9 protein-coding genes are annotated in these 17,584 nt (G+C 57.3%); 3 read left to right on the forward strand and 6 right to left on the reverse strand.

Annotation, left to right across the window (positions count from 1 at the left end; translation table 11 throughout):
• Window positions 1–134 precede the first annotated feature (134 nt).
• From J3A71_RS21835 to J3A71_RS21845, 3 genes are all read left to right on the forward strand, one after another.
• Window positions 135–545 (forward strand): PA2817 family protein, encoded by a 411-nt coding sequence (locus J3A71_RS21835; protein ID WP_016485468.1) that lies wholly within the window; start codon window positions 135–137, stop codon window positions 543–545.
• A gap of 169 nt (window positions 546–714) precedes the next feature.
• Window positions 715–1,266: a fimbrial protein gene (locus tag J3A71_RS21840; RefSeq protein WP_060518426.1), complete on the forward strand. Its 552-nt coding sequence runs from the start codon at window positions 715–717 to the stop codon at window positions 1,264–1,266.
• A gap of 13 nt (window positions 1,267–1,279) precedes the next feature.
• Entirely contained in the window at window positions 1,280–2,062 is a 783-nt protein-coding gene (locus J3A71_RS21845; protein WP_232895308.1) for a molecular chaperone, read from the forward strand.
• Between the two features lie 9 nt (window positions 2,063–2,071).
• Here J3A71_RS21845 and J3A71_RS21850 read toward each other — a convergent pair whose 3' ends face one another.
• The 6 genes from J3A71_RS21850 to J3A71_RS21875 all read right to left on the reverse strand — a co-directional run bounded on the left by J3A71_RS21850 (window position 2,072) and on the right by J3A71_RS21875 (window position 17,569).
• Window positions 2,072–3,520, reverse strand: a complete 1,449-nt coding sequence (locus J3A71_RS21850; RefSeq protein WP_209953254.1) for a hypothetical protein — start codon at window positions 3,518–3,520, stop codon at window positions 2,072–2,074.
• Window positions 3,521–3,584: 64 nt separating this feature from the next.
• The gene (locus J3A71_RS21855; RefSeq protein ID WP_209953256.1) at window positions 3,585–5,699 is read right to left on the reverse strand and encodes an autotransporter outer membrane beta-barrel domain-containing protein; all 2,115 of its coding nucleotides are present in this window, start codon (window positions 5,697–5,699) and stop codon (window positions 3,585–3,587) included.
• Between the two features lie 214 nt (window positions 5,700–5,913).
• Window positions 5,914–7,857 (reverse strand): hypothetical protein, encoded by a 1,944-nt coding sequence (locus J3A71_RS21860; protein WP_209953258.1) that lies wholly within the window; start codon window positions 7,855–7,857, stop codon window positions 5,914–5,916.
• Window positions 7,858–8,096: 239 nt separating this feature from the next.
• Window positions 8,097–12,149: a sugar-binding protein gene (locus J3A71_RS21865; RefSeq protein WP_096425754.1), complete on the reverse strand. Its 4,053-nt coding sequence runs from the start codon at window positions 12,147–12,149 to the stop codon at window positions 8,097–8,099.
• Window positions 12,150–12,201: 52 nt separating this feature from the next.
• Window positions 12,202–15,072 (reverse strand): hypothetical protein, encoded by a 2,871-nt coding sequence (locus tag J3A71_RS21870; protein WP_096425753.1) that lies wholly within the window; start codon window positions 15,070–15,072, stop codon window positions 12,202–12,204.
• The gene (locus J3A71_RS21875; protein WP_102668022.1) at window positions 15,062–17,569 is read right to left on the reverse strand and encodes a hypothetical protein; all 2,508 of its coding nucleotides are present in this window, start codon (window positions 17,567–17,569) and stop codon (window positions 15,062–15,064) included. Before J3A71_RS21875 ends, J3A71_RS21870 begins: the two co-directional genes overlap by 11 nt.
• Window positions 17,570–17,584: the final 15 nt, after the last annotated feature.

Here is a 17,584-nt window from a genome sequence, read left to right on the forward strand (position 1 = left end):
TCCCAGGTCAGGTGTAAGCGAACACTAGACCCGCCTCGCTGAGCCCTACAACTGGCAAAACTATCAGTACGTGCCCCTGCTCGTCGGTCACGCGTATACTTCAACCTCGTTTTTTACACCCCGAGGACCGCCTTATGGCCAACCCACATCTGGAATACCACCTGCAACTGCTGAACCACCTGCGCACTATCCTGGTGGCACTGGGTGAAGCCGAGCAGGTACCGCAGGAGAGCCACGGCCTGTTCCTCGAACGCTTCGACGAAATGCTCACCCTGCTGCCGCAAGACCCGCTGGAAAGCCAGTATCTGGGCCAAGACCTGCTCTGCCAGGTAGTCCAGCGCTACCCTCAAATTGCCCACTTGGTGCCACGCGACCTGTTGTGGTTCTTCGGTGGCGACTGCCTGCACTACATGCCCGACGAGGAACTCGCGCTGTATCAACAACTTGAGGAACTGCGCTACGAAGCCGGTGAACGCGGCGAACCTTTCGACTGGCACCAGCACAAGCAACTGCTTAGCCTGTCAGGTAACAGCCAGAACCAATGACCGGGGGCCCCTGCTAGTGGTAGGGGTCTGTCGAAAATGCCCATCGGTTTGCATGACTCGACCTACAGCCCCAAGCAATCACCATCCCTACCCTGTACGGCGCACTGGATAAATACAGAAAGTGCCGTGCGTTTGGCGCACGCCAACCAACAGCGTAGGAAGCACATCAATGAAGATAGCCATCATCCCTCTGGCACTGGCGTTCGCCAGCACTGCCGCCATGGCAGCACCGGCAACAGGCACTATCAATTTCTATGGCGCAGTGACCGATGGGGGCCCATGCCCCATCGAGGTGGTTGACCCCGACTCCGGCGTCCCTGCCCGCGTTGAACTGGGCCATCCATACACAAGCCACTTCAAAAACGTCGGCGATAAGACCGAGCCTCGTCAGTTTGCCCTCAAGATCACACCCAACAGTGAGTGCAGTATCCCTAGCGGCACGGAAGTGGATGTCACTTTTAATGCCGTAGGCAGCCCTGTTGGCCCAGCAAACGACCTGTTCCCACTCGTGGCTGGCGATACCTCGACCCCGGATCTCGCCATCTCGATCCGCGACAAGACCGATACCCGCCTCGCCCCGGGAGAAACCTCGGCGAGGTACCTGCTGGACGAACTTGCTCCCACGCTCATGCTGTTCTCCGCCCATTACGAGGCCATCAGCACACCGGTCAAGGAAGGGTCTGCGCTCGCCAACGTGAATTTCGTCGTTAACCTTCCATAACGCAGCACGCCGGGTGCGCCAGCACCCGGTCCTTGCTCTCAACCGCCAGGCTTACACAATGTCATTCACTTCTCCCCGGCTGCGCTCTGCCGCCTGTCTGTTCGCGTTGCTCGGCTGCCTGAACAGCGCTCACGCAGCTCTAACACTCAGCAACAGCCGCATCATCCACGAAAGCGACAAGAACAGTAGCTCCGTCACAGTCGGCAATCCCAGTACGAAAACCTACGCGGCGCAAGCGTGGGTCAACACCGAAACGGACGACACCACCACGGCCGTGCCGTTGATCGCCTCTCCCGCCCTGTTCCGCATACAACCGGGCGATGAGCAGTCGGTACAGATCAACCGCCTGCCCAATGACCTGCCGCAAGATCGCGAGTCGCTGTTTTTCTTCAACCTGCAAGAAATCCCCCAGGCCGAGGCCAATGAGCGTAATACCCTCAACATCGCCTTGCGCACCCGGATCAAGCTGTTTTACCGGCCGAGCCAGCTCAAAGGCAACCCGCAAACCCACCTCAAAGACCTGAAGTGGTCAGTGCAGCGCCTCGAGGGCCAACTGCGCCTGGTGGTCGACAACCCCTCGCCGTTCCACTTCACGTTCGGCATGCTCGAAGTCAAGGGCAAGGGCAAGACAGAACCGCTCAAAGGGCGCGAAATGGTAGCGCCGTTCGGGCGCCAAACCTACACGCTTGCCAGCACCACGGAGTCGGACGACCTTTCATTGACGCTCAATGCGTACAATGATTACGGCGGGATCACGCCAGCCATCACGGTGCCTCTGCCCGTCGCGGTCCAGTAACGCGGCCATTCATAGTATGTTCATCCAGAGCCTGCCAAAGTTGGGCAGTAGTGGCCAGGTTGTACCATTGTCGTAGCTGAGCTTGGCGGTGACCTCCAGCTGTGAGCCGGGAACCAACTGGCGGAGGTATGACAGCGGAATAGGCACTGGCACGCCGCTACCGATACCTTCGGCCACATCGGTTTCAGACAACTTGTAATTGACCAGAATAGGGTGGAGTACCTGGCCGTTGCGGGATAATCCCTCTGCCTGGAGCGATACCCGTTGATCGACGCTGATGTGCAACCACGTTCCCAGCGTGACCAAAGGATCCGAGGTCAACCCTCCTACGTCCAGGTTGCCTCCTGAGCGTCCGCCGAGCTGTGGCGTAGGCATATTGGCCGTTGGAGTAGGGGTCACTTTGACACTGCGTGTATCTGAAGGCAGTGGCTCGTCACCCACCAGCACCCGGTAGTACAACTGTGCTTGCTTGCTGGCCATGGCCACCACATTACGCAACGGAACGGCGTAATCGTTCTTTCCTGGGACACCTTCCTCACGCCAGGCGCCGAAGCACTCCTCGTCGCCCCAGAGCAACTCGAAGGCCTCACCCGGTTTTATGACCGCAGCCTGCGGAATGCTCACATCAAGCGCGGCGTTGAGCTTTCTCAGCTCCAGCTCGGCCGACTGGCCCAACAACGGCACTTCCAAAGCCGGCAGTACACGCGGCGCCGGCTGCGCAGCGACCTCCAGAACCGATGGCGTCGCGACCTGGCTGGCATTACCAGCGCGATCCTCGATGAGGTACTGCGCATAACGCATCCCATCCCCTCGATCAACGATCACTTCGCCTGTGTAGGCAAACTCCAAAGGTTTTGCAAGGTCCTCGCGGGTGAGCACCCAACGGTCGACCTCGTTGTTTTCAAACGGTTCGCTGTCCCAGTAATAGATGATGACATCCCCCGGCGCTGCGCCCTGGTAGTCAGGCATCAGGGCCAGCAGACGATTACCGTGGGTGAGCAGGAAATCTTCCGTCAGGTCGCTGTCACCCAGTTCGGGAAACTGCAAACGCCCATTGTTGGCGCCCAGCACCGGCGGGGTCTTGTCGACTGTCAGTGTGAGGTCATCTGAACGCAGTTCGCTGGCGTTATAGACATGCCCCACATAGTGAAACTGCAACGTGCCTTCGCTGAAGCAGTCGGGCGTGATTTCCACGAAACGTTCACTTTCTGGTAATGGCTGAGTCCATCTCCTGTCGCCTACCTTGACACCCTCACAGAAAATTTCGACCGACTCGGGTTCCGTCGGCGTCGGCCTGGAATGCTGCCACAACGTGAACTCGAGACGCACAGGGTCGGCCAATGCCTTGATGGGCATCAGGTTCGGTACACCCCCCGGGATGTTCGGCAGAGCAGCGGGGGCGGTGGGCGCCGGCAGGGCATTGGCGACCCTCACTCGAACGATGTCTGCATTATCCATAGCGGTCTCCTGGCTCAATGGCGAAAAAAAAGGGTAGGCCCAATGCCTACCCTGTACTAATGCCTCACCAGCTGTAGCGCACCCCGACATTCGCCCCCCAGGGCTGTTCAATGTGTTCACCATTGCTGTAGTCGAAATCGGCATGCAGTTGCAGCCGCTCGTTAAGTGATATCGCCAGCCCCGCCCCAAGTTCACCACGTGAGCCGGACAGGTCGTTGTCGAAACGGTTGTCATTGACTTTGACGTCGTTACTGTTGACGAACTCATGAGCGTATGCCAGGCGCACGTATGGCTGAGCGAAGCGCCCTTGGCCAAGGTCGTAGGTACGGCCCACGGTAGCGCCGACTTTGCCCAGCAGCGAGCGGGTATCGTCGCCATTTGCCCGCAGGCCGTTATCCAGCTGGTAATCCTTGCCTTCGATACTGACGGCCGACCATTGGGTGTAGGGCTCGACGAAATAGCCATTGCCCAGTTCGACATGGCGGCCGAACTCGGCAGACACGCCCAGCCCGAGGTTGTCGTAATCACCCTTGGTACGCTTGCCATCACTGAGGGTCACCTCGGAGGAGTTGTCAAACCGGTTGAGTTTGACGACACCGTCGAAGTAATACCCGCTCGCGGCATCCAGCCACGTGCTGTAAAGCCCCAGGTAATAGCTTTTCACGTCGGCCGAAGCCCCGCGATCAAGGTTCAGGTCCGAACTGCTATGGCCCGCCATGACCCCGACCAGCCACTGCCCATCACCCACCGGCAGCGGGGCATCGGCACCGATGGAGAACCCTTGCTGGACCTGTTGATAGCCGCTGCCGGCTGTGGTCGATACATTGAATTTGTTGCCGTATGCCCGGACCCAGCCACCCGCCTTGCCTTCATCCTGGCGCAATTCACCCATACGGCTACGCAGCGTGGTGAGTTCGCCATACCAGACAGTAGGGGCGGTGTTGAACAAGGCCAGCACCGACGCCGTGCCCGGGCTGATGATCTTCCTCGAACCATCCAGGAACCAGTCGTTACCCCGCTGCGCCAGTTCATAGGAGAACGCGCCAAGGTCGACCGAGCCGTTGAGGAGCGAAAACTGTGCATCACCACTGCCAGCATGAACCAGGTGAAGCTGGCTTGCCTCCAGCGGATCCGCGCCGCTGCTGCCAACCAGCAGGCTGTGAGCACCCGTGGCAGAGCCGGTCACTTCAAGAAAGTCAGTTTGCCCGGTGCTGAAATCGGCATCCATGATGAAGGTGCCATTGCCACTCAACTCCCCAACCGTCAGGCGCTGGTACTGATCGGCTTCGCCAAAACGTACCGAGCCTGCATTCAGGGCCAGGCTGCCAACGGTGCTGTCTTCGACCATATTCCAGCGCGCCCGGTTGGCCACGGACAATGACTCGACGTTTTCCAGGCGCCCGGTCAGGCTTGCGTCTTTGTCGAGGCTGATGCTCGCACTGGAGCCCGCTTCCACCTTCACATCGCCGACCAACGCACTGCCCTCGACAGCCATCGTCGCTGCCGAGTTGCCCAGCACCTCCAGCAGGATGCCATTGCTGCCCACCAGACTCGAACCGGGCCCTACCTGGACAGCGGCCTTCGCTGGCCTGCCAGGATAGTCGCCGACGACAATCGCCGAGCCATCCTTGCCCTCCACTGTGCTGCCCACCAGGGTGACCTTGGCGGGTTCCGTGAATGCACTGTCACTGATTATCTCCAAGCCACTGCCTGCCCCCGTCAAGGTGCTGCCTTGGGCATTTAGCGCGGCGTTGCCAAACAACGTGGCGGCACTGGATGTGCCATCTCCGACCAAGGTGCTGCCCTCCAGGTTCAAGGTAGAATTCGCCGACAGCAGCGCACCGCCTTGCCCCCCCTCCACATGGCTGTTGACCACTGTCGCCGTGGACCCCTCGAGATCGCTACGCTGCAAACGCAAACCGACGCGGTCGCTGACAACCTTCGAATTGCCAGAGATGATGGCATTCCCATTGACCAACGAAACGGCATCAGTGCCATTACCCGTGACAGTGCTGTCGGTCATCCGAAGCGTACCGGCACGCACATCGATCCTTTCGGTTGTGGCACCTTCGGCAACCAGTTCCGCCCCCCGGTTGACGCGGTAGCTGTCAAGAGGCGTATCTTGGCCAATGTTCAACTGATCATCGACAATCGTAACCGCGTGGCTGACTTGTGACATTGAAAATGCCGAGGCCAATAGTAAGGCGTGGGCGAGCGGATGCATTCTTGCATGTCCAGGAATCATGGATTTTACCCCGTTAATACTTCGTATAAATGAACTGTTCTGACGCTACGAATTCCCGAGATTACAAGTCCAGTTCCGAAATAACTGTAGGAAAATTCTGATTTTCATTTTGGCTTCATCCGTGACTTTTCTACGCACCCCACTCCACCTACGGTTTAGGTCTCAAGTCGCAGGTTGTTAGGCCGTTATGCATGGTAGCAATCGTCTCCTGAACGGGGGACTCGTAAGTTTTTTCATTCAAAACAAACGAATAATTCGCTCGCGCACGACCATCGGGCCTATTATTCTCCGGGTCATAAATTTGCTTCACGTATGTTTCGAATGGTACTTTCCAGATATAACCTTGTGCTTTGATCTGCCCCCAAGTTAACTCTTCATCCAACGCAGCTCCCGCCACAGGATCTTCGCCAGTATAATCATGCACTGCGGACCAGTGCATAAATACGTGGTCCTCGTCCTTCAAACCATGCTCGGCCAGGTCTGGCACTTTCACACGGACTGCCGGTTCCACGTCATCTTCACCTACGTAAATCGATCTACAGTCCAACCAACCCAATTCGCTAAGCCCGAGGAAATCAGGTGCAACAGGATGAATACCCACAGCCTCTACCAGCACATGGGTCTCTTCCGAGCGAATCGGGTTCGGGTTTCCTGGGCGTTGCACTCTGTAATAAACGAGCACGGTGTCGTCGCCTCGCGCCTTGATAACGTCCCACGGGACTGTTTTGGTTATTTCAGTTCCGGGTTCGCCATCCTGAACTTCATGATCTATACCTTCTATATAGGCATCGCCCCAATAAAAGGTCAGCACATCACCCTGCTTGAGCGCGGCATTGACTAGAAGTGTGAGCGTTGCCGGCTGTTCATAGTCCCCAGGATCTACCAAGTGGTTCTCCCCACCCGATTCCCCGTTGATCGTGACTTTCTCCAGCCCCGGATTCAACGGATCCGGCCACTTAGGGTTACCAGGGCCAATTTGCTCCAGGTTGACATTCACAACGATGTTTTTCGAACCTTGCAGCACAGTGCCGCGACGAACCTCATAGGCCACGGAAGTTGATTTATCCCCTGTACCGTCTGCGCCGTAGTCCGCAAGCAAGGTGTCAGCATGGATGGAGAACGCTAGTGGGAACACCGGCGAGTCAGTGACCGGCCGCCACTCCGAAGGGGCCTGCTCGCCCCAAATAACCCGCACCTGGTCGGTGGGTTTCCAGTTGTCAAACTTGGGGACCTGCACAATAACCCCGTCAAAGGCATCCTGCTGGTAGATTCCCCCATCCGCCGCCTGCGGTACGATCGGGTCCTTGAGGTTTGCGGGCAGCGCCCCTAGGGCGACGCCGATGTGGGTGATATCTGACAGGTGGCTGTTGTTGCCTGCCTTGTCCAGCAAGACGTAGACAGCCATTACACCGCCATCCCCCACCCTCTCGATCACGTCGGCTGAAACAGGCAGTTGTGCCGGTAGTGCACCAACTTCCGCGATACCGACCGGGTCAACACCCCACGGGTCTTCAGGAATCGATGCTTCCCACCAGTAGGCAACCCGGTCACCAGGCTGGTAGTCAACATATTCGGGCAGTTCGAGTTTGACGCCGCCTTTGTTGGCATCCGTGACTGCAGGGATAGCCGGGATTTTTGTAGGTGCAGTCTGATTGTAGGGTGGCACACGGTCGAAAATAAGTTCAAGGTCTAGCGAGTCACTATGCTCCCCATGGTAATGCGCAACTTCATAAGTGAAGGTATTTATACCCTCCCCCCACTTAGCAATCAATTCCTTTGGCACTTCGCAATCAAAGGGGAATTTTCCTTCGTCTCCCCGAAAAAACTCTGCGGTCTTGATTTCTGTACCGGTTTGCACATGCAAAATCGTCAGCGTATCGTGAAAAGTAGGATGGCCCGGCATCTGCCAAGGATTTTCAATCGTGATAATCAGTCGCGATGCTTCCTCCCTGAGGTACTTCACAAGCACAGTATTATCCTTTGGAACCGCCAGCAGTTCGTCCTTGATCGTCATGGCGTCCAACGTTGCCAGGGGTTGTGCACCGGCGTTGCGCATGTGGCGCACGAAACCTGAATTCTTGGCACTGTTCATGTGTAACCTCGCACAAGGTTTACGCTGTATTGAGGCGCAGAACAATCCACCTCCCTTTTCGTCCATACTCGTATCTGCACTGCCCTCACGCAACTGGCACTTTTATCAGTTGACAATGCGCCATACCCTAAGAAATTTTATTCATGGACTGCCGGTTACTGGCTCCCTCGAACTTGCGCGAGGCACCATAAAAAAACCCGCCTGTTACGGCGGGCTTCTAACTATTTGAAAGGGTCTGATTAATATGCCTGACTGGTCAATCTGTCCAACGCATCATACCCATACTCTGCAGTTTCAGGGCGCTGTACGGTGTCACACCACAAGAGCCTGCCGCTTTCTTCACGCCAGGCTGACAACAGCTTCCCTCCAGCCCCTTGTCTGCGCCTAACGCCACTGATTGGGCGTGTTACAGATGGCACATCCACCCTGATCACATTGCCTTGCTCGTCAGCCGTGAATCGCCGATTACCCTGGTCCCAGACACGGTTGCCCTGTTGGTCGAACGCCTCGCCGAACAATTGGGGGGCTTCCACACTGATCAGCCGCCCGAGCCCATCGTACGTCAACTTGCGCCCGGCATCGTCGCAGGTAAGATTGCCATCGCAGTCATATTCCAGCTTGATATTGGTCGGGTAATCTGCATGGCTGTTTTCGATGCGGCTCAGTTGCGCCGGGTCGTCTTCCTCGAAGTAGTACCTGGCCAGGTTATTACCTTCGGGATAGGTCGTACTGACCCGGGTAATGTTGTCCAGTTCATCAAACCGGAACACCTGCTCCCGTATGATATTGCCATACGGGTCCTCGGGAGAAAGGCGGCCCTCGCAATTATAGATGCGCAACCGGCCACGGATGTCGTATACGTAGGTTTCATGGCGTAACACTTCAAGGATTTCACCTTCACCCAGTGTCTTCCACACGATCGCATCTTCCGCATCGTAACCTTGGGTCAGCGATTGCAGCGTAGCGCCCGTGTCGAATTCACGCTTCACTTCTCTGTCGAATTCGTCAAATGCCAGTCGTGTTTCAAGGTATTGGCTACCTTCCGTGGTCCGGGTCTTGAACAGCCGACCAAGGCCATCGTATTCGAAGTTCGCCGTCATCGTGCCCAATGTCGTTTTGTCCAGCCTGCCGTAGCGGTCGTAGGCATAGGACTGCTGCCCGCCGACTACGTCGGTGTAAGCCAGCTGGCGCCCCAGCAAACTGGTCTGGTAGTGCATGACATGGGTTTCACCCTCATACTCCCGGGTCTCGCTCTTGACCTCCCCGTGGCTGAAATACTCACGCGACAGTACCAGCCCCAGTTCCTCGCAGCGCTTCAGACGCGCGTTCTTGTTGTCGAACTCGTAGTCGGCCTTGATCCCCTTCTCGACGATCTGCCGCAACTGCGGTTCGTCACTGAGCTCAGGCTGATAGCGGTACTCGATCAGTTGATTGCTTGGGGTCAAGACCGTGCTAGGTTTCATCTCGCCCGGCTTGAAACCGAATTCGCGCACCCGCCCACCCGTGATCGATTTGACCATGCGGTCCAGGCCATCGAAACGCTGCTCGCCCAACACCATGCCGTTGACACTGATCTGGACAGGCAGATCCTCTCGGCTATGCTCGGCGTAGTCGCGGTGCACCACGCTGTCATCAGCGAGGGTTTCATCCATCAGACGATCGAATACATCGTAGACAAAGCGCTGGGTTTCACTGCGAGCATTGACTTCACGCGCTTTGCGCTGCAAACCATCATGGAACGTCAGGTTGATGCTGTACGACTTGGCGTCGGCATCAAACCGCTCGACACGCGCTGGCTCATCGAACAGGGTAAGCCAGGTGACGGTTCTGGCGCTGCGCTGCGTGCCATCAGCGGACTCGCGCCACTGCGTTCGGCTGGGCCCTGGCGAGCCAGAGATGCCAATCGGATCGTAGCGATCAAAGTGACGCACCCTGTCCGCTGCGATTTCGCAATACTGCCGGCCCCAGCCATCGAACAGCATCTGCCGCGGCAACGCCAACTCGCAGGGTTGCTGCTCCGGGTAGTCCATCCAGTCGAAATCGGTTTCGCCAACCAAATTGCCCAGCGCGTCGTATTGGGCAGCATAGCGCGGCCGCCAGCCGGCGCGCTTGTTGACGTCAACATTGTCGGCGTCCTGGCGTGACTGCGCGACCACCCGATTGAGCCCATCGACCAGGGTGCGGGTAATCACCCCCTTGACATCCTTGGCGGTTTGATCGGCCTGCCCGCCCGCCCCGCTGACCAAGGTATAGGTGTATTCGCGCTCGGCTTTCAAGTCTTCGTCATTTGGCGAGACCGTTTCCTTGATCACACGCCGTAAGGCATCGTAAGCGTAAGCGATTTGCACATCATTATCGTCGTAGTTCAGCATGGGCTGGTTGATGAACACAGAATGGTGCAGGGTAGATACCTTCTGGGCGTGGCGAATAGTGCCATCATCAAGCGCTTGGCCATGGTCGAAACCGGTGAAGGTGCGCACCTCCTCCAGCACCTCATCACCCAACTCTGCGCGTTTGGCGAACCGGTGCTCAACTTTCGTATCGTAGCCATTGAGCGTCTGCACCTGCCGGGTCATGCGGCCGTGCTGCAGTGCAGTTGCAGGCGCGTTCTCGTAGTGACGGACGGTGTACTGCAGCCCCTGCTCCTGCTCCCCAATGACCTGCATCAGGTCTTCCTCATGGGCCTCGAGCCAGCCCTTGCCCACCTCTGAGCCGCCCAGCGCTGGCAGGTGCTGGTAACGGAAACGGGTGCGCAGGGTCTGCGCCTGGCCTTCGCCGGTGGTGGCCGGGTGCACGGTGCTGGTCTTGCGGCTACGGGTGAACAGCTGCGGGTCGGCCGGGCAATCGCTGCCTTCGCCGGTGTGCGGGTAGTAAGTGTGCCGGGCGTGGATCGTGCCGGCCAGGGTGGCGAGCTCGTCGATCGCATCGCCTTGATAGACCGGTGCTGCGGCCTGGGACTCCAGCTTCAGGTTGCCATGATCGTCGTAGTCGGTAATGAGCACTTCCTCACGCAGCCGGGTGGGAAGCTCCTTGATCTTCCAGCGCTTGAACTGATGCTTGGGCATCTGGAAGTAAGCCGGTTGCTGCTCGAAACTGGCATTGGTTTCGTGGTAAATGGTCTCGACTTCTTCAATACAGGTCTCGCGACGAGGCTGCTCGGCGCCTTCGTCGTATACCTCATGGGCTTGCTCGGTACGTTGCAGGGTCAGCAGGTGGAAGCGGTTGAAGCTGCGCTCGATGCTGCGCAGCGGTGTGTCACCGGCGAGGTAGGTGGCAGTCGAGCCGTAGCTGAAGCTAGTACCGGTGAATTGGTAGAGGTTGTCCTCGCCATTGTCGCGCCAGGAAATGCCACTGCCCATGCCGAGGAAGTTGTTGCTGGTGTAGTTGTAGGTGGTGACCATGTCGGGCTGGTCGAAGCCAGGCTTGATGGTGTGCCTGGTAACCCGGGGCAACGGGTCGTGCGCATCGCCGGGGAAGCGGTGGCCGGCATCGTTGTAGTCGATGGTTTCGGTGCCGCCGACGGGTGTACGCACGGTTTTCAGGCACACCACGCCACGCACCTTGTCGTAAGTGAGCCCCCAGCTGGCCTTGTCGTCGCTGGGCAGGACGATGGTATGGGGCAGGCGAACCGCCGGGGTGAAACGCTGGTCGAGCTGGAGCGTGTAGGTCGCCAGGGCGGTGCCGCCTGGGCCGGATCTGGGGTGCAGGGCAAGGATGATTTCAGCGCTGGTGTAGTTGATGGCCAGCAGCTCGAGCCCAGTGTCGTCCTTGATGCCGGTCAGGCAAGGGGCCCCCTGGAAATTACTGTAGCTAAGGGTGATGCCATGGCCCGAAGGCGCCTCGACCCGGGTGGGCAGAGCAACGCGGTTGTCGCTGGGGCCTTGCAGTTCCAGCAGCTCGATCAGGCCGGCCTTGTGCTCAACGCGCCAGCCGCTGCCGTGGTCGTGGAAGTGGAAGCTTCTGAGCTTGCGTTCCTTGAATACCTTGCCGGTGCCGTCACTGGCGTCGCTGCCTGTGACCTTATAGCTTTCGCCGGTGTGCAGGTGCAGCAGGTTGCTGGCGGGGTCGTACTGGGTGAGGTTGAGTGTCCAGCCCATGCCGAAGCCCGAGTCCTGGGTGTTCATCGGGTTGAAGCCGATGTGCAGGGGCAACGACGGGCCGCTGAGATTGTTGGCGGCCAGCTCCGGCAACTCGATGCCCAGCGTGTATTGGCCGGTGCGGGGGTCGACGCTGTTGTTGATGAAACTCAGGAAGTTGAAGGCGTTTGAATGCAGCATTGATTTGGTAGTCATGACCAGGTCCTTGAGTAGGAGGACCCACCCCGCTTGGCGAGGCGGGGACACATCATTGAGCAGACCACTCCAGCGTGTTGCGACTGTCTTCAATGCTGGGTTCAGGGAATCCGATACGCAACCGATGCCGTGTTCCATCCTGATCGTAGAGTACGAACATCAAAGGCTTGTCCAGCATTTTTCTGTACTTTTTGCTTTCTTCGTCTGTCATATCGTCACTCCAGAAGGGCATGTCCGACAGGCGATGCAGCATGATCAACAATTCTCCCGGCCCTGGCTCTTTGCCTGCGATCAGGTTTTTCTCTATTTTTAGGTAGGACAATTCCTTGGCCATTTGCGTCAGATAGCTGTCATCCTTGAGCTCGGCTACTTTCTCCGGTTGCCCCGGTTCCGGCAATTCCCTGAACGCATAGGACAGGTAACTGAAGAACACCTCATCCACCTGCTCGCTTTCCCACCGTACCGATGCCGCTGCCGAATCCTTGTCGACCCTGCACGTGGCGAACTTGATGTTTTTCCCTTTGAACCTATGCACCAGCCTCCAGTAATCGATCGATTCCAGCATGTAGCTGAATTCGTCCTTGGGCGCCCCATTGCCCGGGTCGTGAATTCTGCCCGCACCGTTGCGTACGCGCTGGCGGACAAGCTCGTAGTCGTCTGTTGAGGGACTATCGACGGGGGCGGCAGTGACGCAGACAAAGCCTTGTTTGTCACGGGAGTCCCACCAGGTGCCGTCATCAGCCTGGAACTTGGCATAGAACTCCTCCGTCGCGGCGACGCTGCTATGGAGCCAGAGTTCACGGGTGCTGCGTGTGGCTTCGGAACGCACTTGCGGCATTTCACTCTCTGTTACAGGACCGTACAGATTGAAACGGTTTCGCTTGACGCTTGTGGCCCATTTTGGAATTTCAAGCGGCAAGCCTTCCTGACCAGGTTCAAGGAACTCTACCTCGGAATTGCCGCTGCGATAGACCAGCCTCATGGTAGAGAGCTCGGTCACTGTAAGCGGAATGGGATATGTGACACCGCCCACACTGACCTCCTTGGGTTCAACCACGATTTCCAACGGTATCTGCTGCATGCCATTGGCCAGGCAGATGGGGGTGCCCTTTACGTTGATTTTAAAACCTTCGAGCTCTGTCCATCTGATAGGGGGCTCTTGGTAGGCGTGCTGGACAATCGCGTAACCGGTTTGCCGGTCATCGATATCGGCCATCACTACGCTGATGGGGGCCTGGGCCTGAATCGGCGGGTTATACACTCCGTCTTCGTTGATCTCTCCCTCACCAAATACCTTCCAGGTTGCAGCCTCGTGCCACTCAGCGGGCAAGCGGAAGGCAATCGGCGCGATGCCGGTCATCACAGGCACATGAAATGGCGTCACATTAAGTTGCTGGGGGTAGGCAAAGATGACCACGGTGGCAATATCGCTGGTAGTTGTCGCCTGGTCAGTGACTCGGATTTTCTGCAAACGCACTTCAGGCAAGTAACTCTCAGGATCGAAAGGTGTGAAAAGCCGCCCCGCAGGTCGCTCGGGATCCACGACCAGATCACCGTGCAACTGCCCATTGTCCGGGATCAGCTCCCAGCTCAAGTCGCCACCTGTTACAGCGCCGGCATGCAGCTTGATAGGGCCCATGCCAATACCCCAAGTGGCCACACGAGGGATCACGTTTACAGCTTGCCGGGATTCCACAACCAACCCCGTGCGTACCTGCTCCCCCGCAGCGGAAGAAAAACGCCCCGATACCAGCACCAATTGCTGATCGCGCTGGAACTTCTCAGTCCCCATCGCCTGGTAGGTCCCATCCTGCATGCTACCGGTCGCGAGTGGCTGATTGATATTGACTGCCTGCCATTGCGCCCTGACCTCGTTTCCCTCGTTGTCGATGATAAAATGTTGCGTGCTTTCCGGTAATAATGCGCTTTGCAGGGGCTCGACGAAAAATGACAGTGCAGTAGGCTCGATGCTGCCGAAAATCACATGATCCAGTGGGTCCTCCCGATCTACCATGCTCACCTGAAGCGCGTTGGGCAAAGTGAATTTCTGCAGAATGCCAGGCGCTTGCTGGTCATCGACAAAATGGCGCAACGGTGCCGCGATCAACGCCGTGGCGTTATAGGCAGGCGCTCCTTGCACGGTCAGGTCATCCGGTATCAGATACGGGTAGTCGTCAGGATTACCCGGCATCCTGCCCGGCTCGCTGTTGACACGCAGGTGGCAGAACAGTACGACCGCGCCGTTACCGTATTGGTCCGAATGCTTGTCGCCACCCTCAGGTGCCGGCTGGGTACGCACCTGGAAACTGCGCGGGCTCAATGGCCCATAATCGTTGAAATCCATCATCGCGCAGCTGTAGATCTGCCTGTAGGCAGGGTGCGACTGGATTTGCTCGCCCAGTTTGGCGCCGATCGCCAGCCTGGCGTCATCACTCAATCCCAGGTTGCAGCTGAACCGCTCCCCCTGCGAGAGGTCCAGCATCAATTTGCCCCTGTCGTCCACGCTGCCCACCCGCACACCCAGCTCAGCAGTCATTTCGAGCATCAGCCCCATGTCTTCACGCAACGTCTCACTGCGTAAAAGGTAGGGCGGGCTGCCAGGGGGATGGAAGGTGGAGGAATAAGTACCTGCCACAATATTGAGCCTGACCGTGGCCTTGGCATTGGTAAAGGTGGCACTTTCAAAGGAGACCTGCGGCGCACCGAGTACGATATCGCTCAAAGTGACGTGCTCAAGGTCGCCGATGACCACCTCATCGCTGAATGGCAACAAGAAGCTAAGGTCGTTGAACGCGGCCATGTACTGTTCCCGCAGCATACGGTTAACCTGGCCGCGGTCAAACGCCAGGATGGCGCCCCAGTCGAACATCACGTTGCCTTGAGCCAGACGCTGCAACAAAGCGGATTTGGGGTTACTTTTCATTGTCCGACCCTCCAGGCAAGGCTGCGTCTTCATCTTGTGCCGTCAGTTTCTCAACCAGCAATTCAGGCGTGAGGAACGGGATGGGTAATATGGCGTACGTCCACAGCCAGAAAGTTCTGTTGTCTTCAATTGCTGCCACCACCGCATAACGGCTCAAGGGTTGGCCATCGTTGGCTATCGGGGTATACAAACCATCCTCGAACGTACCGTTGCCAAGCACCAGGTACCAGGTCGTGTCTTCGGCAGGCACTTCGTAGTCATTCCCCTTGCCTGATCCCCAGAACTTCAACCGTATGCCGTTACCCTCAACATGGTGGGTGAACCAGTTGGTTTCATTTCGTAATGGCAGCAATACCGGAATCTGCTCCTGCCCATTGCCCGATTCCCTCGATACGTTAACGGTGTCAATTGCCAGTACCTCTGCCAGGTCGTCCTCAATACGCCAGGCGGCTGTAGCACGCAGACGTCGCCATTCATCGCTCTTGCGCGTCCCCTGTTGAAGGCCACCAACAGGCGCCACGTAGAGCATGCTTTGCTGTACCGAGGGGTCTGGCTGAGGGTCTTCCTGCAATGAGCCCTTGGCATCGGAAGGGAGGGTAAACGTGACCTTTTCTCCATCGAGGGTCGCCGCCGATAACTTGAACTTGCCACCTGCAGCGGCTTGCATGACCATAGGTGCTACCGCAATGCTGCGCGAGGTGATACTGACCAAAGCTTTGCTGTAACTCGTTCCACGGGTGGCGGTGACAATGACCTTCTTGCCGCTGCGCAGCACGGCGCTGGCGGCCGGTGCGGTGTACTCGTTGGACGTGAACGACCCACAATCTTCACCCTCGTCACCGGGTAGATTCGCCACGCTCCATGTCACTGACGCGCCTGCACCAAGCGTGGTCTCGAACGTCCTCTTGCCTCCGGCCTCCACCAAGGTTTCGTTTGGCTCGATTTCGAACTCTGTGCGTGCCGGCGCAAGGTAACCAGGCAATGTCAGATCACCCGGAAAGCGCACAACCGATGGCTGGGCAGACTCCTTGCCACTGCGGAACAACAGGCCATTAAGGCGGAATGCATCGATTTCCGTTGCCACACCAACAATGGTTTCGATCGTCTTTTCGAGGTGCTCGGCCAAGGCTTGCTCGCCGAAGTTGATGAAGAGCTCCAATGCAAAAGGGTGGCCTGCATTAGCCGCCAACGCTTGATCGGGCCACATTTTGCTGCGAAGGCTTGGCTTCGCCCTCAACTTGAGCGTCAACTGGCCAACGTTGTCGCCGGCCGTTTCCAGATGAAACGCGTACGAGGCCTTGTATTCCCAACGGTAGGACACCATGCCCGAGCGAGTCTGCTGGCTCCCGGATCTCACCTTGAAGGTGGCGGGCGCCTTCGCTAGGCCAAACCACTCAAAGTCCAACGTTTCGTCACTGGCCTTGACTTTGAAGTTTGTAAAGTCGTCTTCGTCGCTGCTGCTGGAAAAATTCAATAGCAGCCCCTGCGGGAATTCAATTATTTCAAGTACATCAGTATCACCTTCAACGGGAATACTCAAAAGCCCCGCTGTCGCCTGAATACCGGTGACGAACGTTTCACCCTCACCGCCTGTATACGTGGCCTTGAATGGTTCAATCACGCGTTCCAACCTTTCAAACCCAAAAGACACCAGCCGCTTGATCAGAAACTTGTTCCCGAGCAACAGGTTCATCGTGTAAGGGGTTGCCGCATCAGGCAGCAGATAATGCATGTTTTCATCATCTGCAGGGATGCCAGCATCGGAGTTATTGCTGCCTTTCATTGTGACGAAAAGCAGAACTTCCCCTTCGCCGTACTGGTCGGAGGCTCGTACTTTAGCAAGCGGCGCAGCATGGGTTCTGACCCAAAATTTCTCCGGCTGCAAGAAGTCGCTATCCTTCATCGGCATCTCAGTGAGGACGAAAATCCTTTTGGCAGGCTCCCAGCTGTCGAAAATAACTTTGTATCGCTGGCCACCGATCAGGTTTTCCTCATCGGTGTCGGCAAAACTCAGATAAAAGTGCTCAGCTTTCTGCAAATCCAGAGACACCGTCCCGGCCTGGGACACTGACCCTGGGCTGGCGTCCAGTGAAATCCTCACGTGCAAGGCTGGGCCATCGAGTGAATCGGCCTCTTTTACCCGAATCAGCTTCTTGACTTTGGCTCCAATGGACCTGGTCAGGGTCAATTGCTTACCGGCGGTGATACGCATGGTCAAGTCCGCGCGTGAATGCGCAATACTTGAGTTTTCAAACGATAACCGCGGCACATCCAGCGTATGATCAACTACCGCTTCCCACTGCGCCCCCGGGGTAATCGTGGTGGTAAATGACAGCGGTTCAAAATAACTGTTATTGTCAAAACGATCGATGTACTCCTGAAGCAATAACCGGTTGGCGCGAAAACGATCGTACGCCAGAATGGCATCATACCCATACGTGCTCGGTTTATTTTTCAGATACGTGACAAATTCTTCCAGCGTTTCTTTGTTTTTCATGATTCCACCTATGGC

Source organism: Pseudomonas sp. PvP089, from assembly GCF_017875165.1.
GTDB classification, from domain to species: domain Bacteria; phylum Pseudomonadota; class Gammaproteobacteria; order Pseudomonadales; family Pseudomonadaceae; genus Aquipseudomonas; species Aquipseudomonas fortuita.

Coding starts and splice junctions, on each gene's coding strand:
- J3A71_RS21835 (WP_016485468.1), top strand. CDS start 135: ATGGCCAACCCACATCTGGAATACCACCTGCAACTGCTGAACCACCTG.
- J3A71_RS21840 (WP_060518426.1), top strand. CDS start 715: ATGAAGATAGCCATCATCCCTCTGGCACTGGCGTTCGCCAGCACTGCC.
- J3A71_RS21850 (WP_209953254.1), bottom strand. CDS start 3,520: ATGGATAATGCAGACATCGTTCGAGTGAGGGTCGCCAATGCCCTGCCG.
- J3A71_RS21855 (WP_209953256.1), bottom strand. CDS start 5,699: ATGTCACAAGTCAGCCACGCGGTTACGATTGTCGATGATCAGTTGAAC.
- J3A71_RS21860 (WP_209953258.1), bottom strand. CDS start 7,857: ATGAACAGTGCCAAGAATTCAGGTTTCGTGCGCCACATGCGCAACGCC.
- J3A71_RS21865 (WP_096425754.1), bottom strand. CDS start 12,149: ATGACTACCAAATCAATGCTGCATTCAAACGCCTTCAACTTCCTGAGT.
- J3A71_RS21870 (WP_096425753.1), bottom strand. CDS start 15,072: ATGAAAAGTAACCCCAAATCCGCTTTGTTGCAGCGTCTGGCTCAAGGC.
- J3A71_RS21875 (WP_102668022.1), bottom strand. CDS start 17,569: ATGAAAAACAAAGAAACGCTGGAAGAATTTGTCACGTATCTGAAAAAT.